The organism is Bacteroidia bacterium (assembly GCA_041391665.1).
GTDB lineage: Bacteria > Bacteroidota > Bacteroidia > J057 > J057 > JAGQVA01.
Genome location: JAWKNO010000001.1, coordinates 2,416,494 through 2,440,696, shown reverse-complemented (window position 1 = coordinate 2,440,696; position 24,203 = coordinate 2,416,494). Strand labels below are relative to the sequence as shown.

22 protein-coding genes are annotated in these 24,203 nt (G+C 44.4%); 7 read left to right on the top strand and 15 right to left on the bottom strand.

What is annotated here, in order from left to right; all coding sequences use genetic code 11:
* Positions 1 to 31: 31 nt before the first annotated feature.
* The 3 genes from R3D00_10045 to R3D00_10035 all read right to left on the bottom strand — a co-directional run bounded on the left by R3D00_10045 (position 32) and on the right by R3D00_10035 (position 3,641).
* Complete coding sequence (locus R3D00_10045) at positions 32 to 604, bottom strand: hypothetical protein (GenBank protein MEZ4773511.1); 573 nt, start codon at positions 602 to 604, stop codon at positions 32 to 34.
* Between the two features lie 105 nt (positions 605 to 709).
* Positions 710 to 1,858, bottom strand: a complete 1,149-nt coding sequence (locus tag R3D00_10040) for a serine hydrolase domain-containing protein (protein ID MEZ4773510.1) — start codon at positions 1,856 to 1,858, stop codon at positions 710 to 712.
* A gap of 85 nt (positions 1,859 to 1,943) precedes the next feature.
* On the bottom strand, positions 1,944 to 3,641 hold the full coding sequence (locus R3D00_10035; protein ID MEZ4773509.1) for an alpha/beta hydrolase-fold protein: 1,698 nt from the start codon (positions 3,639 to 3,641) through the stop codon (positions 1,944 to 1,946).
* Between the two features lie 238 nt (positions 3,642 to 3,879).
* On the opposite strand from R3D00_10035, the gene R3D00_10030 reads away from it, so the two are divergent.
* The 4 genes from R3D00_10030 to R3D00_10015 all read left to right on the top strand — a co-directional run bounded on the left by R3D00_10030 (position 3,880) and on the right by R3D00_10015 (position 9,676).
* Complete coding sequence (locus R3D00_10030; protein ID MEZ4773508.1) at positions 3,880 to 4,527, top strand: J domain-containing protein; 648 nt, start codon at positions 3,880 to 3,882, stop codon at positions 4,525 to 4,527.
* An 18-nt stretch (positions 4,528 to 4,545) separates the two neighbouring features.
* Complete coding sequence (locus tag R3D00_10025) at positions 4,546 to 4,911, top strand: DUF1304 domain-containing protein (protein ID MEZ4773507.1); 366 nt, start codon at positions 4,546 to 4,548, stop codon at positions 4,909 to 4,911.
* A gap of 110 nt (positions 4,912 to 5,021) precedes the next feature.
* A complete protein-coding gene (locus R3D00_10020) occupies positions 5,022 to 6,464 on the top strand; it encodes an ATP-binding protein (protein MEZ4773506.1) in 1,443 nt (480 codons plus the stop codon).
* Positions 6,465 to 6,616: 152 nt separating this feature from the next.
* On the top strand, positions 6,617 to 9,676 hold the full coding sequence (locus tag R3D00_10015; GenBank protein MEZ4773505.1) for a DUF2723 domain-containing protein: 3,060 nt from the start codon (positions 6,617 to 6,619) through the stop codon (positions 9,674 to 9,676).
* Between the two features lie 40 nt (positions 9,677 to 9,716).
* On the opposite strand, the gene R3D00_10010 is transcribed toward R3D00_10015, so the two are convergent.
* From R3D00_10010 to rplM, 4 genes are all read right to left on the bottom strand, one after another.
* Complete coding sequence (locus R3D00_10010) at positions 9,717 to 10,499, bottom strand: hypothetical protein (GenBank protein ID MEZ4773504.1); 783 nt, start codon at positions 10,497 to 10,499, stop codon at positions 9,717 to 9,719.
* Positions 10,500 to 10,650: 151 nt separating this feature from the next.
* Entirely contained in the window at positions 10,651 to 11,418 is a 768-nt protein-coding gene (gene rpsB / locus R3D00_10005) for a 30S ribosomal protein S2 (protein ID MEZ4773503.1), read from the bottom strand.
* Between the two features lie 6 nt (positions 11,419 to 11,424).
* Positions 11,425 to 11,817, bottom strand: coding sequence for a 30S ribosomal protein S9 (gene rpsI, locus R3D00_10000; protein MEZ4773502.1), 393 nt, complete (start codon positions 11,815 to 11,817; stop codon positions 11,425 to 11,427).
* A 21-nt stretch (positions 11,818 to 11,838) separates the two neighbouring features.
* Positions 11,839 to 12,285: a 50S ribosomal protein L13 gene (gene rplM / locus R3D00_09995; protein ID MEZ4773501.1), complete on the bottom strand. Its 447-nt coding sequence runs from the start codon at positions 12,283 to 12,285 to the stop codon at positions 11,839 to 11,841.
* A 283-nt stretch (positions 12,286 to 12,568) separates the two neighbouring features.
* Here rplM and R3D00_09990 point away from each other — a divergent pair, with 283 nt between their 5' ends.
* Both R3D00_09990 and R3D00_09985 read left to right on the top strand, forming a co-directional pair.
* Entirely contained in the window at positions 12,569 to 15,451 is a 2,883-nt protein-coding gene (locus tag R3D00_09990; protein ID MEZ4773500.1) for a gliding motility-associated C-terminal domain-containing protein, read from the top strand.
* A gap of 3 nt (positions 15,452 to 15,454) precedes the next feature.
* A complete protein-coding gene (locus tag R3D00_09985) occupies positions 15,455 to 16,054 on the top strand; it encodes a riboflavin synthase (protein MEZ4773499.1) in 600 nt (199 codons plus the stop codon).
* On the opposite strand, the gene R3D00_09980 is transcribed toward R3D00_09985, so the two are convergent.
* The 3 genes from R3D00_09980 to R3D00_09970 all read right to left on the bottom strand — a co-directional run bounded on the left by R3D00_09980 (position 16,047) and on the right by R3D00_09970 (position 19,125).
* Entirely contained in the window at positions 16,047 to 18,293 is a 2,247-nt protein-coding gene (locus tag R3D00_09980; GenBank protein MEZ4773498.1) for a TonB-dependent receptor, read from the bottom strand. The two genes, R3D00_09985 and R3D00_09980, sit on opposite strands and share 8 nt — an antisense overlap.
* Positions 18,294 to 18,301: 8 nt before the next feature.
* Positions 18,302 to 18,664, bottom strand: a complete 363-nt coding sequence (locus R3D00_09975; GenBank protein MEZ4773497.1) for a hypothetical protein — start codon at positions 18,662 to 18,664, stop codon at positions 18,302 to 18,304.
* A gap of 71 nt (positions 18,665 to 18,735) precedes the next feature.
* Entirely contained in the window at positions 18,736 to 19,125 is a 390-nt protein-coding gene (locus R3D00_09970; GenBank protein MEZ4773496.1) for a hypothetical protein, read from the bottom strand.
* A gap of 86 nt (positions 19,126 to 19,211) precedes the next feature.
* On the opposite strand from R3D00_09970, the gene R3D00_09965 reads away from it, so the two are divergent.
* The gene (locus R3D00_09965; protein MEZ4773495.1) at positions 19,212 to 19,646 is read left to right on the top strand and encodes a ubiquinol-cytochrome c reductase iron-sulfur subunit; all 435 of its coding nucleotides are present in this window, start codon (positions 19,212 to 19,214) and stop codon (positions 19,644 to 19,646) included.
* On the opposite strand, the gene dcd is transcribed toward R3D00_09965, so the two are convergent.
* Genes dcd through R3D00_09940 form a run of 5 tightly spaced genes read right to left on the bottom strand, consistent with a single transcriptional unit; the run spans position 19,606 to position 24,121 of the window.
* Positions 19,606 to 20,142, bottom strand: a complete 537-nt coding sequence (gene dcd, locus R3D00_09960; GenBank protein ID MEZ4773494.1) for a dCTP deaminase — start codon at positions 20,140 to 20,142, stop codon at positions 19,606 to 19,608. The genes R3D00_09965 and dcd overlap by 41 nt on opposite strands.
* A gap of 1 nt (position 20,143) precedes the next feature.
* Complete coding sequence (locus tag R3D00_09955; GenBank protein ID MEZ4773493.1) at positions 20,144 to 20,719, bottom strand: DivIVA domain-containing protein; 576 nt, start codon at positions 20,717 to 20,719, stop codon at positions 20,144 to 20,146.
* A gap of 12 nt (positions 20,720 to 20,731) precedes the next feature.
* Positions 20,732 to 21,661 (bottom strand): hypothetical protein, encoded by a 930-nt coding sequence (locus R3D00_09950; GenBank protein ID MEZ4773492.1) that lies wholly within the window; start codon positions 21,659 to 21,661, stop codon positions 20,732 to 20,734.
* 37 nt (positions 21,662 to 21,698) lie between these two features.
* Positions 21,699 to 22,421, bottom strand: coding sequence for a metallophosphoesterase family protein (locus tag R3D00_09945; protein MEZ4773491.1), 723 nt, complete (start codon positions 22,419 to 22,421; stop codon positions 21,699 to 21,701).
* A 14-nt stretch (positions 22,422 to 22,435) separates the two neighbouring features.
* Entirely contained in the window at positions 22,436 to 24,121 is a 1,686-nt protein-coding gene (locus R3D00_09940; GenBank protein ID MEZ4773490.1) for a glutamine--tRNA ligase/YqeY domain fusion protein, read from the bottom strand.
* Between the last annotated feature and the right edge of the window lie 82 nt (positions 24,122 to 24,203).

Sequence of the window (24,203 nt, the reverse complement as noted above, 5' to 3'; positions counted from 1 at the left end):
AGCCGGGGATGTTCGTCCCCGGCTTTTTTTATTAAAATATCCTTGGCTTAAAATCTGAAGGATTGACAATCGAGGCTGAATTGCCGGTGGCTCGAATTACAAAAAGCCCTTCATGTTCGGCATAGACATCGCTGTTTTCCTCAGCCTTGAGATATGCGATGGCACCATACACGCGGCAATCTGCATACGATTTAAACCAGGTATGTATGTGGGAGAGTTTGTCCAGAAACTGATGAACAGATTTGACACGAAGGGTGGTCTTTACTTCTACGACTACGATTTCATCCCCATTGTGGGCAATGATATCAAACTCAAAATTATGTCCGTCGCGAGATCCTTTGATCCTTTGAGACGTCTGGTGAATGTCAATTCCCCGTTCCCTTAGCAGGCGAACGAGGTCTCCTTCAACCAGGCTTTCCATTAGTTTTCCCCATTGACCTTCAAACAGATTGAAAGCATCTTTGATGCGTTTATCAGTTTCTTTAAACTTGGCATCAGTCTCTTTAAACTTGGCGTCGGTTTCTTTAAACTTTGCGTCGGTTTCTTTTTGGGCAATGGCGAGATCGCGCAGGATCTCTCTGATTTCATTGATTGTGGCAGGCATGTGCTAAATATGGTTTAGATTTCCTTATAAAGATAATCCAAACCCATGAAAATAAAAAACAATACCAATTTAATTAGCAAAAATTTACTTTTTTAGCAAACGGATTTATATAGAGGAAACGGCATCAAATACATCCCAATAATCTACATAAAAACCCGGTTCATCTCTATTGGTCAGAATCACAAGTGTTCGTTCACTCTCCGGATCGTGGATATAGCAGGTACGAAAACCTCTCCACCAGCCAAAATGATAAATGATTTTCTGATCGCCCGATAGTTTAAGTCTCCAGCCAAATCCATAATTATAGGTACGTCCGCCACTGCCCGGCTCAAATGCTTTTTCCAGCGTAGATGGATGTAATAACACATAGGAAGACAAGGCCGCATCAAATTTTTCGATATCACGCACACTCGCATACAGCCCTTTATCCCCGACTACCCCATCGAGGTAATCGCCTTCGGCAGGATAATATCCCCGCCTGCCAGGTTTATATCCGATGGCTTTCCCCGGAATTTCTGGATCATTGACCCGGCTGTAGATGACCGAGTGGTCCATACAAAGCGGTTGAAAAACCCTCGAAGCCATAAATTCTGCAAATGGCATCCCCGATAGTTTTTCGACAATACAGGCCAGAATCACATAATTGGAATTGCAATAATTAAACCCATTGCCCGGAGTGAAAAATATGACAGGTTTATACTTAATATACTGATTGAGGACATCGGTATTGGAAAGGGGTTCACGGTAATTTTTCCAGTACCACGACGAAACCGCTTCATAACGGGCAAGCCCCGAACGGTGGTTGAGCAGGTGCCTGATAGTCATTCCCTCATAAGGCCAGCCGGGAAGATGTTGAGAAACTTCATCGTCAAAGTCCAGCTTCCCCTCCTGGTACAACAGCATAATTGCGGTAGCAGTAAACATCTTTGACATAGAAGCCAGCTGAAATGGCGTATCCGGAGTGATCGCCTGCCCTGTTTTCTCATTCGCCAACCCAAACCCTTTTTCATACAACAGGATGCCTTTCTGGGAAACCGATACGGCACCGTTAAATCGTCGATCCTGATGAAGTTTTTCAAAGTATTCAGACAACCCATCTTCCTTCATCAGGCGCAGAGATACATGCTCCCACTGTGCCCAAAGGCTGTCAGGAGAATTTCCAGCCACAGATGCCTGTGAATGTTGAAATCCAGTCTCAGGAAGCAAGGAAAGAAGAACGGTGGTGATTAAAACCACGCCGATTCGCAGTGTCATAAGCAATTCCAATTCCTAAACATAACAATTATCGGCAAGTTTTGCGCCATTTATCACGCTTTTCGGGAATGGTAACGGGTATCTGCTAATAACGCCAACTTTTAAGATCGGCGTGCACAGGAGCATTTTTTTGTACCCAGTTTGTCCATTTAGGAATAAACATCTGGTGATAACGCAACCTCGAATAGCCATTGCTTCTTGTATGGTCACCATTCCAGCAATGTTCAGCCCGATCGCCGTAATCAACTTCCCCATCGTAGTAGGGCTCATCTGTGTTTTCGAGAAATGCTTCGGCAAGATAAACGGCATTATTCAGATAATAATTGTCCATATCCCCGCAATACAAGTGGATTTTTCCCTTAAGTTTCGGCCCCAGCGTTGCCCAGTCGCGCTTCATAATATAAGTCAGATCATAGTTTTCCCTCCAATAAGCGGCTACTTCCGGGTTTATTTTACCCGTGATTTTATCCCAAATCCTTACCGGATACCCGTCTTCGCCCTGAGGAGAATATACAGCTTCCCATATGTCCCACTGCTCTCCCGAACGACTTTTTGTACCCAGAGCCAGCTCTCTGTAATTCATCTCCCGTAAATTGGCTTTTACCTTCCCCAGGGAATCCCGTGTTCCAGGTCTCTCAACGCCATAAAAAGGGCCCTGATTTACATAGGCATTGGAATCCTTATAAATATCCACCTGGCAATACGCGCGAAAGTCAATGGGATCCGGACAAGCTGCATAACAGGTATTATATTCGTCAGGATACAGTACCTGAACAGCCAGCGCCTCCCACCCACCGGTAGAACCACCATACACAAACCGCGCCCAACCTTCGCCAATTCCCCGAAACTGTTGCTCGATATAAGGAATGAGCTCATAGGTAATGGCATCACCATAAGGCCCAAGATTCGCAGAATTGACCGCATAAGAATCGTCATAATAAGGATTGGCATGCTGAATTTCAATCGCAATCACCCTCGGAAAATCTGGCCCGGTCCATTCTTTGTAAAAATCATAGGCCATCTGCTGTTCGACGATGTTATATCCTTCAATCCCAAACCGCTCGCTATACACGGGTTTGAGGTCAGGATCGGGCGGAGTCATCCGAAATCCGCCAAAATCAGAAGGGTAATGTCCATGATAAACAGCCAGCGGGTAATGCGCTTCCGGATGCGTATCAAACCCTTCGGGCAATAAAACATGTGCACCAAGAAACATGGGGCGCCCCCAAAACGCTGAAAGCATTTTACTGCGTAGCTTTATATGTTTGATATATTTTGTATCCTCTGGCGCTACTATGGGCGGAATTTCCTGATCCAGGTTGAGTTCGATACGATTGGAGAAAAATGGGTCCAGATGGATACGTATCGGCTTGCTGTACAAATTGCCAGGAGCAATGTTCCAATGCTGACCTTCCCCTCTGTCCATAGGCAGTTTGACCGTTTTTCCCGTAGCCAGGTGAAAGGTTTCGTAGCGGTGAAACAGCCCCTGTACAAAGTAATCTCCCGCAGGCAAGTCTTTCAGTGATGCCAACGGATAACCAATTCCATCCGAAATGAAGGTTGTCACTATCCCTGGTCTCAGGCCTTCAACATCCATTCCCCACACCTGCTGACTTGAAGGGCCATCTACAACCAAAAATCGCGGTTCATTCTCATCATTGGTCGAAATCAGCAAAAATAACCGACCGTCAGCGACTGAATCGATTTTTTCGGCAGGAATGCGAAAATCAAACGCAATCGCAACCTCATGCGGAGGCTTACACCCTGATAAAAAGGCGGCCATACACAGAGGTAAAAACAGGAGGACAAGGTGGGAATTTTTCACAGGTAGTCTTTGGTGATTTGAACTAAAAATACAAATTCTCGCTGCCTAAACAAGCAATCTTTCATATATTCATTATCTTAAGCGACTTCCGTGAGATTTATCCATAACAAGAATATTGCACTTGTCACAATTTTTGAAGGAATTGTGTTTTAGAACTGCAATCATTCTATATTTTTCATTCGTTTACATTCCAAATATGAACCGACTGACGCCAGAAGATCTCAGCAATGCAAAAAAATACTTTGGGCTGGATCTGGAAAAAATATCTGAGGAAGAACTGAAAGAGGCACATAAAAATGCCCGCAAAAAATATCACCCCGATAACTTTACAAAGTTTGAAGATGAAACCGTATTGGAAATGGCGAAAGAACGGTTTCAACAGATAGAAGTGCTGGCCAGCAAACTTCAGGACTACCTTCAAAACAGAAAATCGCTGGAAGATATACAAAATCAAACCCAGGGAGGGAAAACCGGAAACCAGGCTTTCTACGCAACCGAAGGAATCCATATCGATATCATGACTTCTGACAAAAACCTCAAGTATCAGCTTTTCAGAACCCGCATTATTTACAAAGGCGACTACGCAATCATTCCCGGAACCAAAGCCCGCCTGATTTCTCTGCTCGATTTCTCATCTGTAGCCGCAACCGGTTTCCGGGAAAGTGTAAAAGTGTTACTCGCATTTGGTACTGAAGATTCCATTGCAGATATTGTTCAATGGTTGTTTAGCCATATTTCAGGGCGCACATCTTCTTTTGTCATTGAAGGAAAAGTCGTAAAAATTGACCCCTACGAGATTCGAAAGGCCATCGAAAAACACACCATTCTGGAATTGGGAAGCTAATCTTAAAGAACAAGCCTTATGACCATTATTGAAAAAATTCTGATAGCAGTCGTGGCAATCGAACATTTATACATCCTGTGGATAGAGATGTTTAAATGGGATACGATGGGTCGCAAGGCCTTTTCATCCTTACCCAAAGAGCTGTTTGCAAAGACCAAAGTATTTGCAGCCAATCAGGGCCTTTATAATGGGTTTCTCGCGACTGGGTTGATCTGGTCGCTGCTCATCGGCACACCAGAATGGTCGCAGCATGTCGCTGTATTTTTTCTGGGCTGTGTCATTGTCGCGGGGATTTATGGCGCGTTCACTGTACAGCGGCGAATTTTTTATGTTCAGGCAGTTCCCGCCATTATTGCGATGATTGTGGTATTAGTGGTAAGGTGATAAAATATTTGCCCGAGATTGGGGCAGAAGATTTCGCGGGCAATAAATTTCTATTGCTCGCGAAATGTGGTTAAATTAGTACCGATTTCGCGAGCAATAGAAACTTATTCATGAACAGAAACCCACTAGTTGGCCGGCTTGAAGAAAAGAAAATATTGGAAACTGCCCTCCAATCCCCTAAATCGGAAATGGTTGCTGTCATTGGCAGGCGCAGAATTGGCAAAACCTTTTTGGTCAAATCAGTTTATGGAGACCGGATTGATTATGAGATAACCGGAATTCAACATGCCTCCCGGCAGGAGCAATTGCGCAATTTTATGATGCAAATCGCCAAATATTCTTCGGGGCGTTTTCCAATAACCCAACCAAAAGATTGGTTGGAAGCATTTTATCTGCTTTCTAAATTTTTAGAAGGGAAACAAAAATCAAAAAAACAGATCATCTTTTTGGATGAATTACCCTGGTTGGCAACCCATAAGTCAGGCTTTCTGAAAGGCTTAGGCTGGTTTTGGAATAGTTGGGCGGTCAATCAAAATATTGTTGTTGTAGTTTGCGGTTCGGCAGCATCCTGGATGATAAAAAAAGTGGTACATGACAAAGGAGGGCTTCACAATCGAATCACCAAACGCATTTACCTCCAACCTTTCGATTTAGAAGAAACAGAACATTTTTTCAAAACGAAAAACCTAAATTTTGACCGCTACCAAATCCTCCAACTTTATATGGCATTGGGTGGTGTGCCACATTATCTGGAGGAGGTCGAGGGTGGGAAAAGTACCGCTCAAAATATAGATGCTATTTGTTTTTCCCAAAACGGGCTATTACGGGACGAGTTTCCTAAACTCTATTCCTCCTTGTTTGACAATTCTGAAACACATGTAAAAGTTATTCGAACATTAGCCAGTAAACAAAAAGGGTTCACACGTTCCGAAATCGTTCAAAACACAACTTTGTCCGAAGGCGGCGGTATTTCCACAGTGATAGAAGAGTTATTACACTCGGGCTTTATTTCAGTTTATTTACCTTTTGGGAAAAAGAAAAAAGATAGTTTGTTCCGTTTAACCGACGAGTTTTCCCTTTTTTATTTCCAATTCATGGAACAAAACCTGCCTGGGGGCGCAAATATTTGGCAACAATTGAGCAAAACTCAAGCGTACGTCAGTTGGGCAGGTTATGCTTTTGAAAATATATGCTTTAAACATATACCTCAAATCAAAAAGGCACTGGGTATCTCTGGGGTTTATGCCATTGTTTACTCCTATTTTAAAAAAGGCAATGAGAACGAAGAAGGCATTCAACTCGACCTGTTGATTGACCGAAATGACCATGTCATCAATCTCTGCGAGATAAAATTCTATGCCGCAGAATATACCATTGACAAGGCCACCGCAATGAAATATCGCAATCGGATAGCGAAATTTAAGGAAGTTTCGCATACGCGAAAACAGGTATTTTTGACCATGATCACAACTTTCGGTGTTAAAGAAAATCCTTACAGTCTCGGCTTGGTTGATTACGCCCTGACAATGGATGATCTGTTTGAAAAAAGATAAAAGGACTTTTATCGTTTCGAACCTCCCGCCATTGAACCTCCACAGTTTTAAAGTGTATTTTATTTTGAATGACATTTCTGGCTTTGCAATTCAGCATTGTTGGATAGTTTTGCCTATATTCGGCTCGCAAAACCCGAAACCTGATTTAAACAATGATATACAACAGGATTAATAACTACACTGGCTGGGGCGTTTTTCTGATTGCGCTGGTGACTTACTTACTGACAATGGCACCCACCGCCAGTTTCTGGGACTGCGGTGAATTTATTGCATGTTCCAATGAATTGGAAGTTCCTCACCCTCCCGGAGCACCGTTTTTTCTGCTGCTGGGCAGAATATTTGCCATGTTTGCCTTTGATGATGTGACGAAAATCGCCTTCATGGTCAACCTTCTAAGCGTACTTTCCAGTGCCTTTACCGTTTTATTTACCTTTTGGATTACGACACACCTCGGACGCAGAATCGTGCTTCAGAATGGAGAAGAACCTTCATCCACACAAACCTTTGCCATTATGGCCGCAGGAGTTGTGGGAGGTTTGGTGTGTACTTTTGCTGATTCATTCTGGTTTAATGCCGTTGAAGCAGAAGTTTATGCGATGAGTTCCTTCTTCACAGCTGTTGTTGTATGGCTGATGTTTAAGTGGGAAGACCGTGCAGACGAGCCCGGCAACGAACGGTTTATTATTCTCATTGCCTATCTTATGGGGCTTTCGATTGGGGTCCACCTGTTGAACCTCCTCACGATTCCTGCGCTGGCGTTTGTGTATTACTTCCGCAAATATCCATTTTCCATCCAGGGACTTTTGGTTACAGGCGCTGTTTCAGTTGCTATTCTGGGAGTTATTCAGACGGCCATTATCCTTTATACCTTTGACTTTGCATGGGCATTTGAACAGTTTTTCTCCGGCATTCAATACCCCAACGGCGCTTCAAAAAGCGGATTGGGCCTTCCGGTGGGAACAGGACTGATTGTTTTTTTCGTTCTGCTTTTCGGCGGGCTTATAGGGGCGGTCTACTATTCCAACAAGAAAAATATGCTTCTGTTGAATACAGCCCTGCTGAGCACGATTGTCATTTATATTGGATTTTCTTCCTATCTGATGATTCCGATCCGCTCAAACGCCAATCCTCCGATTGACGAAAACAATCCTGACAATACACAGACTTTTCTATCTTATATGAAACGGGAACAGTATGGCAACCGTCCGCTGTTCCGGGGACCTTTATATAATGCCGTCCCGGTTGACCTTGAAGAAACCGGCAAGGAATTTATTCTGGAGCCCAATGCAAACAGATATACAGAAATCGGTGTCAAACGCCAGTATGTATATCAGGACAAGGATATGAAGCTTTTCCCAAGAATGTATGAGAAAGGCCGGTTTAATATGGGCCCTCACGCTTATACAAACTATGTGGAAAATACGGGCAAACCCAATGATCCCAACGATGACAAGCCCACGGGATTCGAAGATTTGACCTATTTCTGGCGCTATCAGGTTATTCACATGTACTGGCGCTACTTTATGTGGAATTTTGCGGGTAAAGAAGGGGATATCCAGGATCTAAACTGGGAAAGTGGGTTAGCATTCTGGAAAACCTCCAAAATGCCTGAATTCATGAAAAACAGTCCGGCCAAAAATCATTACTATATGTTGCCTTTTCTGCTGGGAGTTTTGGGACTTGTATGGCAAATTATCAGAAAACCCAATGATGCCGCAGTTATCGGGCTTCTATTTTTCTTCACAGGACTTGCCATTATCATTTACCTCAATCAATATCCGTCCCAACCCAGAGAGCGCGACTATTCATTTGCCGGATCATTTCAGACCTATGCAATATGGGTGGGGTTAGGAGTAATTGCCCTGTATCAGTTATTGGCGAATGTTCTGAGCTCTTCTGCCCATTATATCGCCGCTGGTATTGGTATCATTGCGCCTTTGCTTATGGGTACTCAAAACTGGGACGACCACTCAAGAGCTGGCAACTATGTAGCACCAGAGTCGGCGTACAACCTGCTCAACTCAGTAGCGCCCAATGCTGTGCTTTTCACCAACGGAGATAATGATACCTTCCCGCTTTGGTACATTCAGGAGGTAGAAGGTGTGCGACCGGATGTAAGGGTATTATGTCTCAGTTACGTCAATACTGACTGGTATATAGATCAGATGTACCAAAAGGTCAATGAATCTGAACCATTGCCCCTAAGCCTTAAACAAAAGGATTACCAAGGTCAGGCCAATCAATCCAGATCTTTTGGAGACCGCAACAAACTGCCGGTTTCTCTTCCCGCAAATGGCAAATCACTCCTGGAGAAAGGAATTATTTATCCAGAAGATATGCCGTTTGTTCAGTCTCCCATGTCATGGGAAGTGCCGACACGAGGTGGACAGAATAATAAATATCTGGAACTTAAGGATATTCTTATCCTCAACTTGTTGGAAAATACCGCTGCCAACAACTGGGAGCGTCCTATCTATTTTGCCAATACGGTTACGCCAAACAGCTTCCTCGGTCTGGATCCATACCTCCGTCTCGAAGGTCTGGCATACCGCATTGTACCGCTAAAAAAACCACGGAAAAATGATCCTTACGATCCATTCTCCGGAGATCTTGATCTGGAAAGAATGCGCACAAATATGACCACCGTATTCAAATACACCAACCTCGATAACCCCAAAATCTACTACGATGAAAACATCATGCGGATGTTGGGCAATTATCACAATACGTTCTACAGGTTGGCAAATGGGTATTTAAGAGAAAATCAGGATCTGTTGACGGAAATCAATACCCTTCGTGCACGTAATGCCGGCAACCCGGCAGTAGCAGACAGCGTGGCAAAAGTTATTGCAGCGCATGAGCAGCGGATCAATCAAAATAAAGTGTATGCCAAAGAAGTCATGGACTTCACAGAGGCAAAATTCCCGGTAGAGGTAGTAACCCCTGACCCATATATGATTGTGAGAAATGGTCTGATCTATGACCGGTTGGGAGAAACAGAAAAAAGAGATCAACTCTTTGATTACGGGAAAAAACTCGCGATGGAAACATTGTTGTACTATTCATCCAACAAAGACTATTTCCCCAAAACCCGCGAATTTTTCTTTCCTCTTCAAATGCTTCAGCAGCATTACAGCCAGACAGGACAACAAGAAAAACTTGATCTGCTGACTGCAGAAATGCAAAAGATTGATCCTCGGTTGATGAAATAAACCATGTTTCAGGCTAAGGAAGTAATATTGCTTCCTTAGCCTAAAACATTACTCCTACCTGAAGGGAAATACGCCGGATGGTATATTTCTCAGAGATCAATACATCCCCCCAGGTTTTATACGACTCTTCGACTTGCTGAAAACGGTATCCACCAGTAAGCAACCACGCGAATCCCGATGGAGTATAGATTTTAACCCCTGCACCGCCATCCATAAGGATACCACCTTTGGCATTAAAGTCAGTCATAATCGGCTCTCCCCACCAACCCACGACATCTTCCCTTGCATATAACGGAATGGCGTATCCTACATTTGTATAATAGTGGGGTGTCATCTTCTGTTTCAGAAGATCACCTCTGACATCCAGAAAAACCGGCATATAAGCGCCCCTGTCGAGAAGATTTATCCCAACCCCTGCACCTGCCGAGACAAAGTGATTAAACCGGTATCCATTGATAATATGAGGGTTAAACACGTTAGGGTTTTCATTGTTGACGGTACTGACACTGCCTGCCAGCGTACCTATCTGCGCAAGCAGAAAATAGCCTTTATCCCGATAGTTGATTTCTTTTGTCGTACGATAAGCAGGAACTGGCCGTGAGGTTCTTTTCGCAACCCATACTTTTTGTTCGGCACGCAATACTTCAGCATGGGGAAATACAAATAAATTTTGGTCACGGGTTTCTATCCGGACCAGCGAATCATTGGCCGAGCCAATAAGTGTACCGCGAAGAACCCATCCATTTTTGAGGTATAGCACATCTTCATAGCTCTGAGCCTGCAAGGTCGCGGGCAGGAAAAGAATGGCCAGAAGCCACAGCATCAGGAACTGAGGTTTAGGGGGCGGGGGAAGAATAGGTTGAAGCATAGATCATTTTCCAGTGAGACGAAAGAAGAATCCAAAATGCTGCATATAAAAAAAGAGGCTGCACCTTAAAGGTACAGCCTCCTGGATTGAATTTCAGTTATATCAATTAGTTTTCATCAACTGAAACAGCTTCATCTTCACGCTGACGATTAGCTTCGTGTTTCACGCGATCATCTTCACGGCGTTTTTTGCGCTCGTCAAGACCATCAGCGATAGCGTTTGAGATGGTAGAAAGAACCAGTTGAATCGACTTGGTAGCATCATCATTGGCAGGGATCGGGAAGTCCACCAGATTAGGATTACTGTTGGTGTCCACCATGCCTATGGTAGGGATATTCAGTTTACGAGCCTCAGCGACTGCGATATGTTCTTTTTTGATATCCACAATAAACAGAGCTGAAGGCAGACGATTGAGCTCAGCGATACCACCCAGGATTTTTTCAAGTTTGGCTTGTTCGCGGGAGAGCATCAGTCGCTCTTTCTTGTTAATCCGTTCGAAAGTACCATCGGACTTCATCTTTTCGATGTTTTTCATCCGTTTGATACTCTTGCGTACAGTGGCGAAGTTGGTAAGCATACCACCGAGCCAGCGTTCGGTAACGAACGGCATATTCACGCGGTTTGCTTCTGCTTCGACGATATCTTTAGCCTGCTTTTTTGTAGCGACAAAAAGAATTTTTCTACCGGAGATTGCGAGTTGTCTGGCAGCGCGGGTTGCTTCATCGAGCATCCGTTGCGTTTTATTCAAATCAATAATGTGGATTCCATTGCGCTCCATAAAAATGTATGGAGACATATAGGGATTCCACTTCTTTTTGAGGTGGCCAAAGTGAACGCCTGCGTCCAGTAATGCTTGGTAGGTAGGTTGCTCCATATCCGCTTATCTCTTGGAGAATTGAGTACTCTTTCTTGCTTTTTTCAGTCCGTATTTTTTCCGCTCTACACGCCGTGGGTCACGGGTAAGCAGCCCAGCCTTTTTAAGCGGGCTTCTGTATTCTTCATTCATGTCGGTCAGCGCCCGTGCAAGGGCCATTCTTACTGCTTCTGCCTGGCCGGTGATACCACCACCATTCACATTCACTTTTACATCAAATTCTGCATCAGGAAGTTGCAGAACAGCAAATGGCTGAAGCACTTTAATGCGTAAGGTTTCTACGGGAAAATATACTCCCAGCTCCTTGTCGTTGATTTCGAATTTACCCGTGCCGCCTTCAGAAAAAAATATCCGGGCTACTGCGCGCTTTCTTCGACCTACTTTAACGATATCACTCATTGTAATGAATAAATAATTTCTTTATGAGATCTTATATTCCTGTGGATTTTGGGCTGTATGAGGATGCTCTCCACCAGCATATACCCTCATATTTTTAATAATAGCTTTACCCAGCTTGGTTTTGGGAAGCATCCCTCGGACTGCTTTTTCAAACAGATCAACAGGATTATCGCTCAGTAGATTACGCGCAACTACTTCACGCTGACCACCCGGGTAACCGGTGTGGTGAAGATAAGACTTCTGGTCCAGTTTGTTTCCTGAAAACACCACCTTGTCTGCATTGATAATGATCACATTATCACCGCAATCCATGTGTGGAGAGAAATTTGTCTTATGCTTCCCGCGAAGAATCCGGGCAACTTCACTGGCCGCCCTTCCCAATATTTTACCCTCAACATCTACTACCAGCCACTTTTTTTCAATGGTAGCTAAGGTAGCGGAGAGGGTTTTATAACTTTTAGTATCCATCTGTTTCTATTGGTTCCTGAAATGGTCGTGCAATTACGAATAATTTTATACAAAATGCAACCTGCAATAAAAGAATTCGCGTTCTTCTTGCCCACTTGTGTATTTTTTTTTTATCTCTGTGGAAAGACTCAACCATTCGGGTCTTTATATGGTATAATAGTAACCTTAATCCCTGCCCGCGTGTCATGTATTCAAACAAAACGTTGGGGTTTTGGGGGTACGTTCGCTTAATTTTGTATATTATTCAGACGATTCCGGCTACCTGAACACAAAAAGACACCCTATGCTAACTGGTAACTCCTATATATCTTTTCCTTTACGAATAGCCGTAGTAATACTTTTCGGTATTATTTCGGGAATTCCTGAAGTCCTGGCTACACACAACCTTGCAGGCCAAATCACTGCTCAACGCAATGATCCCAACAATTCCAACAGCTATGAAATCACTCTGACTACTTATACTGACCCCGCTCCAGCCGGGGTTGACCGGTGTTCTGCCGATATTGAAATCTGGTCGATATCCTCTCCGCCAATTCTTCTCACCACCCTCGTACAAGTACCCCGAGCCAATGGGGGAAACCTGGTCAATATTCCCAGCGACTGCAATATACAGAATCCTAAAGCGGGGGTCGTGGTAAAAGGAACCGTAAAAAGAAATCTCTATTATGCTACCTATGTTTTCCCGGGACCGGGAGAATACGAAATCCGTTATCAGGATATAGCCAGACACGGCTCAGTCAACAATATCACCTCCCCCGAAGAGGTTTCTTTTTATGTTTATACCCGTATTTTTATTACCCCTGCCATTATCGGCTCAAATAATACGCCGCTTCTCCTCAATGAACCGCTCGATGATGCCTGTCTCGGCAAAATCTGGACTCATAACCCGGGTGGATTTGACCCTGATGGAGACTCGCTCGCTTACTATCTCAGGGAGTCCTATCAGTACGATCCCCCCAACCCTCCCTCCATTGCCAATGGCTACCGGTTTCCTGACAATGCGGCATTCGGCGTTAGTACCTTCACCATGGACCCTGTGACTGGTATTGTCACCTGGGACTCCCCAATGAAAGAAGGTATCTTTAATTTTGCTTACGTGGTAGAAGAATGGCGAAACGGACAGCTGCTCGGCTATGTCGTAAGAGATATGGCCGTGTGGGTGATCGACTGCGACAATAATCCTCCGGTTATTAAAACTATCAATGATACTTGTGTGTATGCGGGTGATGTCATCGAATTTGACTACCTCGCCTACGACCCCGATGAAAGTGATAGCGTATATCTTGAACTCAACAATGGGGTGATCGGCAACAATGGGCCGTTTTCCGTAACAAATACGGCGACGTTAAGTGGTCTGGTCGTGGATCCCGTTCCCGGCAATTCTTTTCCATACAGCAATCTTCCCGTAAGTACAGTCAACACCGCCGGACTTCCGGTAGATACCATCAAAGGTACCATCCGGTGGGAAACGGCATGCGACAATATCCGCAAACAATTCTATCAGGTCGACTTCTACGCAACCGATAATAAGAGCTATTCGTCTCCCAACTCTCTCAGCACTACCCTCTCGGCCAATAAAGCGGTTTCTATACGGGTAATTCCGCCTCCGCCTTCAGAACTTTCGGTGACAAAAGGCTCCCGCTCTGTAGTGCTCAATTGGTTACCGACCTTCTGTGAAGAGAAAGTGCTGGGGTACAATGTCTATCGAAAAATCGGAACGCCCGGCTGGATGGAGGATACCGTCTGCTGCGAAATCAGCCCCGCTGATGCTGGTTTTACCCTCATTAATTATAATAAAGGCTGGCTCTCCACCCAATTTGTAGATTCCCTCACCGACCTTGAGGGTGTACTTGGAACTGATATTTGTTATGTGGTAACTGCCATATATGATGTACCGATCGAACCGCTCATCCCTGCACTGGAAAGCTGTGCAACCAATGAGGCCTGTATTGAGATTTTGAATGATGAACTATACATGACCAACGATAGTGTTTCTGTTACGGATCCGGTCAATGGTTCCATCTTTGTAACATGGTCTTTGCCTGTGATTGATGAGTTTTTCCCGGCGCCCTATACTTATCATTTGTACCGGGCCAATAACAATGGATTCCCGGCTATCAAAATCGCCACCCTGAATTACAACGATACGACCTTCACTGATACGGGGATCGATACAGATGTAAGAGGATATAATTATAGAGTAGAATTGTTTGACGGACTCGGACTGCTCGTCAACAACAGCAACGGAAAAAATATTGGGTCCAGTATTTACCTGACCGCATCCGGAACCGGCAGCAACTCCATGGATCTTGCCTGGACTGAATTTGTACCGTGGATGAATGAGGCTTATGAAATTTATCGCAGCGAAAATGGCGGACCCTTTTTACTCATCAATACCATACCAGGTACAGGCGCCAATACCCATACTTATCAGGATTTGAATCTGAACCCTTCTGTCAGGTATTGTTATTTTATCCGCTCCACTGGCAGTCATAATGTACAGGGAGTCAAAGATCCACTGCTCAATGACTCACAGGTTGCCTGCGATTTTGCACAGGATGATGAGCCGCCCTGCCCGCCAGACATTACCACATTTGGCAATTGTCAGGATCTCATTCATGAGGTTTCTGTAACAAAACCGCTTTTAGGTTGTGATGGGGATGCCGCTTTTATCTCTGTTTTATTTGCCAATAATCCTGCCGGCCCATACCGTGAGGTAACACGACTATCTTATGGAAGTTTTGGAACAGATACCCTGCTTCAGTTTAACTTTAATAATGACCTGACTGGCTATGCTGGTTGTTATGCGGTGACTACGACGGATACGCTTGGCAATACCAGCCCGATATCAGAGCCATTCTGTATAGATTATTGTCCAAATCTTATTATGGCCAATGTTTTTAGTCCCAATCAGGATGGGATCAATGATATTTTTAAACCCAAATTCTATCGGGATGTGATTCTGAAAGAGTTTAAGGTCTTTGACCGGTGGGGAAGACTTATGCACACAACTACCACCGATATAGGTGTATTGTGGGAAGGCCAGGCATTTGACGGCAAAGAAGCAAAAGAAGGTGTCTATTATTATTATATTCGCTACGAAGAACTGGGCCTTGGCGGAAATACAACCGGTGAGCGCACAGGATGGGTAACTTTGATGCGTTAAGGTATGTTTACAGGAATTATTGAATTTACAGGTGTAGTCAGAGAGGTGCTGGAGGAAGGTTCTAACCGCACCTTTCTGCTGGAAACGCCTTTTGAAGATACAATCAAACCTGACCAAAGTATTGCGCATGATGGCGTCTGTCTTACGGTTACAACCGTTTCGCAGCAAACACCTGCCCTGTACAAAGTCACGGCTGTTCAGGAAACGCTCGAAAAATCGAACCTTGGTTCATGGACAACTGGTAAAAAAGTAAATGTCGAACGATGCCTCCGGGTAGGTGACCGGCTCGATGGCCATTTTGTACAGGGGCATGTCGATACGCGAGGTGAAGTGCTTTCGATAGAATTGCGAGATGGATCCTGGATGTTTTATTTTGGATTTGACCCAAAATTTGCCGGTTTGCTTGTCGATAAAGGATCCGTTTGTGTGAATGGTGTAAGCCTCACAGTGGTTGAGGCGTTGGGAGACCGTTTTTCTGTAACGATCATCCCTTACACCTTTGAGCATACAAGTTTTCAGGATTTAAAGGTCGGAGACCCTGTGAACCTTGAGTTTGATATTCTCGGAAAATATATCCTGAAAAATCTGTCTTTGTCTACCTGATTTTGTAACGGAGACCCAGATAAATATTTCTTCCGAAGATTGGTCCCCACACGATTGAACTGTCAAAAAATTCGGAGAAAGGAGCCTCGCTGGAAATAAATGGTCGATTCTGCCTGAAATTCAGGAGATTTTCAACCCCCATATATACATCCAGCTTCTCGCGGAACACTTTACTCACCTGCCCGTTGACCATAAAAAAATCGGGCGAACGCGTCGGTAACTGATAGTTTTCCGGGTTACTTCCCGTAAAAGGCAACCGCTTGCTACCCTGCCAGTTGACAGTCAGGTCAAATTTCCAATAGCTACGGCTTTCATATGCGACATTGGCAAATGCCCTGTGGGCCGAAACCAACGGTTTTTCGAGTAAACCGGTCTGATAACTAGTCTTCACATCAAACCAACGATACGCGAGTTTTACATCCAGTCGTTTGACGACTTCATATTCTGCCATCAACTGAAAACTGTTGGAAAATGAAGGGCCACTCAGGTTGTAGAAAACCGCCTTCTGGGGGCTTTGGTCAAGGTCAATGACGATCTGATTTTTAAAATCTGTCCGGTAAAAATCTGCACTCACATATCCATCGCGATAATCCAGCCTGAAGTTTTGGGTAATGTTTATGCCATAGTTCCAGGCGACTTCCGGATTTAGACCGTAAGGTTTATTGCGGTCATCTCCCTGAATAATGATCTGCCGCGAAGAGGCAAACAAACCATTGTTTTCAGCCAGGATATTTGCCGTGCGCTGGCCTCGGCCTGCTGATGCACGAAGAACCGTATGCTCCGCCAAAACATATCTCGCATGTATCCTTGGCGTTACAAATACACCAAACAGATTGTGATAATCGGCCCTGACCCCGCTCACCATCGAAAATCGGTCGGGAAGAGATAAGGTATATTCAAAATACGCCCCGGGAACAATCTCTGTGCGGTTGTAGGAATTCACGTTCAGCGTTTCAGCGTACTTGTCGTACTGCAGACTTGTACCGGTACGAAATTTATGATTGGTATTGCCAAATATCCCCTGATAGATCAGATTTGCATAGACAGTCTGCTGTTCGGCGTCATACCGGTTAAGTCCAAAATAGCTATGCTGAATATGGTTCCCACCAGCTACCTGAACCCCAATACTTTTCCAGGGTTTATCTGGGAAAACCTTTCCCATTTTCGACCAACCTTCAACTTTTTGTGTATTGAGAATCATCCCCCAAATTGAAGAAGAGCCTTTATCTGCAGGCATAAAGTCCATTTGTCCGCCAACCAATCTGCTCAGGGTTCCTTTTACACCGGCCTGAAACATCAGTCCGTTATTGCCGATATACTTCCACCGGTTGACCGCAATGAAGTTATTTCCTACCGGGTTATCCAAAAAACCATCTTCATTGTTGTCCTGCCGGATGGAGTTGTCGCTTGCATGGAGTAAAACGCCTGTTGACCAGTTTTCCCCAATCTTTTGAGCATAATTGATATTGGCTTCCATGCGGCCCATCTGATTTCCGTACAGATTGAAGTACCAGCGATCTGCTGTTTCGGGTTTGCGGAGTTCGACGTTGATCTGCCCTGCAATGCTTTCAAAGCCATTGACTACCGAACCGGCACCTTTGTTGAGCTGTATACTTTCTACCCAGGGGCCTGGCGTATAGGTAAGTCCGTACAGGGAGGACAACCCTCTTACATCCGGCATATTTTCCCGTGTGATCTGGGTATAGGGGCCGGCAAGGCCCAGCATCTGAATCTGTCTTGTACCGGTAACTGCATCGGAAAATGAGACATCGACACTGGGACTGGTTTCAAAACTTTCACTGAGATTGCAGCAGGCAGCTTTCAGCAGCTCTCTTTCAGAAATGATTTCCGTTTTTAAGGGATTCAGAAAAGAAATACCTGTTGTTTTGTTACGAGCCGTTATCTCCACTGCGTCAAGTTCGATTATTGTTTTCAGATAAATAATAATCGAATCCAGTCCGGCGGTTTGTACGGTATCGCGCTGGCTTCCGGTATAAGAGATGATCAGACTTTGGGATTGTTCCGTCCTTGAGAGGCGGAACTCACCGTTTTTGTCGGACAAGGCACCCAATGTAGTTCCTTGCCAGTAAACACCAGCACCCGCAACTGGTTGCAGAGCGCCAGACTCATCCGTCTGTAATATCTTTCCCTGGAAAAACTTATGAACTTGCTGCGCTTCAAGTTTTGAGACAGGGATAAGAAGCCAGGCGAATAGCAGGCTGCCAAATAAATATTTCATCTGGCTTATTAGTGGTTTTCGACTCCGTCGCGAAAGGCGCAGCAAGCGGGGAGTTTTTGGTAAGCCTCATCGGAAGCTTTTATTTTTTCAGTATCATGGCCAGATTCAATAACCGCCTGGTGGACTTCTGTTTCCGAAATCTTTTTGGGGTTATACACTACTTTCAGGATATGCGTCTCTTTGTCCCACTCAGCCATTTTCACACCTTTTACCAGTGCAGAGTTTTCGATACGGCTTTTACACATGCCGCATACCCCCTCCACATTAAACGAAATTGAGGTAACACCCTTAGAAATATTTTGTGCATCAAGGGGTTGGCCCGATATAAGTCCGGATACTACCAGAGAGAAGATAATAATGAAAGATTTCATTTTGGTTAAAATTATTTGTTAAACATTCGGATACAGGCGTTGGATTACGCCAATGCGAGTTCAACAAACCACTAACCATAAATAATAGGAGAACAAAAACGTAACCACGCTTTTTCCCAAACAGGAGGTGGGGCATTTTCAGGAGGAATGACAATGCGGGCCTCTGAAAATGAAAAATCAGGAATAAGATTTTCGGAAAAATCAGCCAGCAGAGAAACCTTGAGGCTAATTGTAAGAGGATCTGCCTGAGTCAGATTATGGTCTTCATCCAGTTGGAAAAAGAAACGTTCATCTTCACAACAACTCCAGGCACGCGCTTCATAATCACAACACCTATGTGTGTCGGTGATAAAAATTTCAATCGTATCCAGTTTTCCCAGGCAATAGTGGTAATTGACATTTACCCCAACCGAAAGTATAAGGTAAAATAGGCCCAGGAATATGGAAATGATTTTCTTCATTTGATTTTCCGTCAGTAAAGATACGTTTTTTTTAAAAAAATTGTTCTTTTTTACACAAATGATCTTTTGCTCGTGAGTGTATTGAGATGGACAGAAAGCATTTTGTAAAATACAGTATTACCGCCGGAGCGGGGGTTTGTGCACTGGGATTACTCCATGGATGCAGCCTGCTGGATGAGCCGGAAATGAAGGTAGGACGATTGTCTGATCTGGAGGAACAGGTTTATATAATCAGTCGTTTCAACCGGAAAAAAATTCTGACCACCCGCCTGGAGGGTGAACTTGTGATTTTCAGTCTGGTATGCAGGCACAAGCGGTGTACGGTCGCTTATGAAGAAGACAGCGAACAATTTGTGTGTCCCTGCCATGAGGGGATATATGATAAGTATGGGCAGGTAGTTGACGGGCCTCCACCAGCGCCCTTGCACAGATATAAGCAGGAAATCAGGGGAAATGAAATCTGGGTTATCAACGAATACCTCAGAACTGATTTTTCCACATCATCGACTCCACCGGCTTGATCGTACGGGAGGTATATTTGGCGTTTTCCTTACGATTGTAGGGGTTGATCACATTCCCATCCACTTCAAAATAGATGAGTTGTCCTACAGGCATACCGGGATATACTTTTACCGGTTGTACGACCGTAATTTCCAGAGTCCAGGTATTGCAGAAACCCACATCTCCTTTGCCAGCAGTAGCGTGAATATGAATACCCAGTCGACCGATACTGCTTTTTCCTTCCAGAAAAGGCACATGACCATGAGTTTCGGTATATTCTTCGGTTACCCCCAAATAGAGCGTGTCAGGTTGAAGTTCAAATCCCTCTTCGGGGATGATGATTTCTTCAATCTGATTGTGTTTTCGGGCATCGAGTACCCGGTCTTTATATACTGCCAGATATTTACCGAGATGAACATCATAGCTATTGCTGCCAAGGCGTTTTCTCAGGAAGGGTTCGATTACGATATTTCCTTTTTCGATTTCGTCGAGAATTCTCGCGTCAGATAGGATCATATTACAATTCGTTCATAATATCATTCAGGAGGTTGCTGTCTGCAGTGCCATTTTCGCCTGAACCCAGAAAGTTGTCTATATTATTTTTATCACCGGCCTGAACCAGAGGATTGAAAGAAGCAGGGGGAAGTTCAGCCAGTTCGAAGGATTCCAGACGATCAAGTTGGGTTTTGAGGAAAACCCTCAACTGAGTTAAGATCTGATCTCTTCTGCGGGCAAACTCTTCGATTTCCCTTTGCAGCGTATTTCGGTCTTCGATACCTTTTTTTACAATTTCATGTGCGCGGCTTTCAGCTTCACGGATTCGCAGTTCTGCTTTTTGACGGGCATTTTCTACGGTATCGCGGGAGGACTGTTCTGCCTGCATAAGTGTCCGGTGCAGCATATCTTCCACTTCTTTCAGTGTTTGATAGCTGGCTTGCACCTTGTCCATTTCTTCCCTGAGTGCTCTGTATTTATCCTGCTGTTGCTCCCATTCCTGAGAAAGCGCAACTAAGAAAGCCTGCACTTCATCTTTGTCAAATCCGCGGAGGGCCTTTTTAAATGTATGTTGCCTGATTTCAATAGGGGTAATCATTGCTCTGTTTTTTTAGTCCAACAATACGTCCCAGCGAATTACTCGCCGGTCGTCGCTGCATGTGATGATACTGTTGTCTGCGTTCAACCATTTGATACGGTTTATGCTATGACGATGTGCCAGATTCCGTTCGTAATCCACTACTTTCAATAAATCAAAAGTATGAGAATTCCAGAGCTTAAAAGTTTTATCACGACTTGCCGTAGCAAAATAGTTCCCACTGGGTGAAATCACAATGTCATTTACGGTAAAATTATGAGCAGGTAAGCTTTTTATCAAATTGAACAAATTTTTTGTGTCCCAAATATTCAGATGAGCATCCATTCCGCCGCTGATCAGGTATCCGCTTTCAGGTAAAATGGCAAGTGAGAACACCGAATTTTTATGAGCCGCCCATTCATATACCTGGTTTGCATTTTCGCGGTTTAGTACCAGAATGCGATTATCGCTCGTACCAATGAAAAGATTTTCACCATCAGGACTTTCACATACAGAACGCAGATGCTTCACCGATAATTGCAAATGGCTCATTTCACGCCAATCATGGCTATGGTATAATGTCAGACCGCCCTGCCCATGCAGGCACCAAACGATTTCTGTCGTTTGGTCAAGATACAAATGATAGATCGCCGCAGGTGGTTTTCGCAGGGTGTGGGTGATTTTGCGGTTCAGGAGGTCGATGACATAAATTGTCCCATCACTTGTACCAGCCATCAACCGGTTTCCCGGAAGAGAGAGCAGGGTATATACACTTTTATCCGTACGCAGTACCGCATTTCCCTGATCCGCTTTAGTTTCAAGATTCCATTGTGCGATGATGCCATCATCTCCGGAGGTAAACAGCCATTTTTCATCTTCACTCACGGTCATGGCAAATACCGACCCCGTATGTCCGGTGTATTCCTGCTTCAGTTGAACGATGATATTTGCAGATATGGGCAATAGATTTTGAGATTTGCCGGGGCCTACAAGCCAGGGTTTATTCAATATTCTTTTGAAAGTAAAGATCGCGGTTTGTCAGATCAAATGCGCATAACTGTCCCATACCATTTTTATATCTGGCAAAACAGCCATTGTCAATGTCAAGGACCTGGTCTTCTTCCAGGAGATCATACATATCCCATATTTCATCGGTTTCGACCGGGGTATGTCCATGGACAATGACTCTGTCCTGAAGCCAGTTCCAGTCAATATCTTCATACCACCACCTGATCCACAGCATCGATTTGTAGTCACGAAGTGGATTATGTAATCGCCAGAGAAACTGGCTACTATCTTTTTCCGGTTTTTCGCCCACAAAGTTTAATCCGGCATGAACCAGAATATATTCATCTACTTCGTAATACAGGTCAAGATTTTTGACAAAATTGATATACTTTTCAGGAACTTCAGAAGGAGAATCTGTACCAAAACTGGCAAGGGCCTCCTGTCCTCCGTTGTAAAGCCACATTGAAATTTCACGTGAATCTTCGGCAGCCTGAACCAGCATTTCCTCGTGATTTCCTTTGAGACAGTTGACAGAAAAACCCGATTCTTTTAACCCCATGATATAATCCAGTACACCTTTGGAATCTGGCCCCCGGTCAATATAATCCCCAAGCAGATACAACTGATCATTTTTGGTCAGTTCTACCTGATTTTCCACCAGGGCCTTGAGTGTCTTCAGACAACCGTGTATATCAGAGATTGCGATTTTTCGCATCTGCTATCGCAATTTTAAGATTTGTTTTGTTCTTTCGCCCAACTATCCTTCAGGGTTACCGTTTGGTTAAACACCAGGTTTTCTGAGGTAGAATCCTGATCTACGCAGAAATACCCTTTTCTCATAAACTGAAACTGATCAAGCACCTGTGCATTTTTCAGCCCAGGCTCTACAAATGCACGGGTAACTACCAAAGAATTTGGATTGAGAAACTCTTTAAAGTCGTGTTCTTTGTGTCCGTCAGGATCAGGATCCATAAACAAACGGTCATAGAGCCGAACTTCTACTTCTATCGCCTGTGCAACCGAAACCCAATGGAGCGTTCCTTTGACTTTTTTCCCGCTGGTATCTGAACCGCTTCGGGTATCAGGGTCATAAGTTGCATAGATTTCCGTTATTTCGCCTGTTTCCGGATCTTTTTTAAAATCGTCGCAACGAATAATATAAGCCCCTTTCAGCCGCACTTCATTGCCAGGGCCGAGCCGGAAAAACTTCTTTGGAGGATTCTCCATAAAATCTTCCCGTTCGATATAAATTTCTCTGGAAAAAGGCATAGTTCGGGAGCCAGATGCCGGATCTTCGGGGTTATTTTCCACCTCAAAATCTTCCGTCAGATCTTCGGGGTAGTTCGTAATAATCACTTTTAACGGATCCAGAACAGCCATTACACGTGGCGCCGTTTTATTGAGTTCTTCCCTCACACTATACTCCAGAAGAGCGACATCAATCACATTTTCCCGGCGGGCAATTCCCACTCTGTCTGCAAAATTCCTGATAGCGGAGGCAGGGTAACCTCTCCGGCGCATGGCAGAAATCGTCGGCATCCGGGGGTCATCAAATCCGGTCACGTATTTACCGGTTACCAGTTCGAGCAGTTTGCGCTTACTGGTAATGGTATAACTCAGATTCAACCGGGCAAACTCTATTTGTCTGGGTCGTGGATCAAAGGGAGGAAGCTGGTCGAGAAACCAGTCGTACAAAGGACGATGAACTTCAAATTCCAGGGTACAGATCGAATGCGTGATTCCTTCGAGCGCATCACTTTGTCCGTGAGCCCAGTCATACATCGGATAGATACACCAGGCATCACCGGAGCGGTGATGATGGGCGTGGATAATCCGGTACATAATCGGGTCGCGGAGATGCATGTTGGGGGAAGCCATATCGATTTTTGCCCGAAGGACTTTCGAGCCATCGGGAAACTCCCCATTTTTCATTCTTTCAAACAGATCGAGATTTTCCTCCACCGAACGGTTGCGATAGGGGCTTTCCTCTCCCGCTTCGGTGGGCACGCCACGCATACGACGGATTTCTTCAGGAGTAGAATCATCTACATAGGCCTGGCCTTGTTTGATCAGCGCTACGGCATAATCATATAGTTGACCGAAATAATCGGATGCATAAAACTCACGGTCTTCCCAATCAAAGCCCAGCCACTTTACATCTTTTTTAATCGATTCTACATATTCGACTTCTTCGGTCGTGGGGTTTGTATCATCAAAACGGAGGTTGGTTTTCCCTCCATATTTTTGTGCGAGACCGAAGTTGAGGCAAATAGATTTGGCGTGGCCAATATGAAGATAGCCATTAGGCTCAGGCGGGAAACGAGTTAATATAGGTTTTCCACCATTTTTTTTCTTTTCGTCTTCAATGATTGCTTCAATAAAATTGAGCGAGACGTATTCTTCGTTTGCACTCATACTACTTCCTTAATTTTTATGCCTTCGCAAAGGTATAAAATTTGTTCATTTTAATCTGTAAACCCTTTAGGGAATTCCTTTC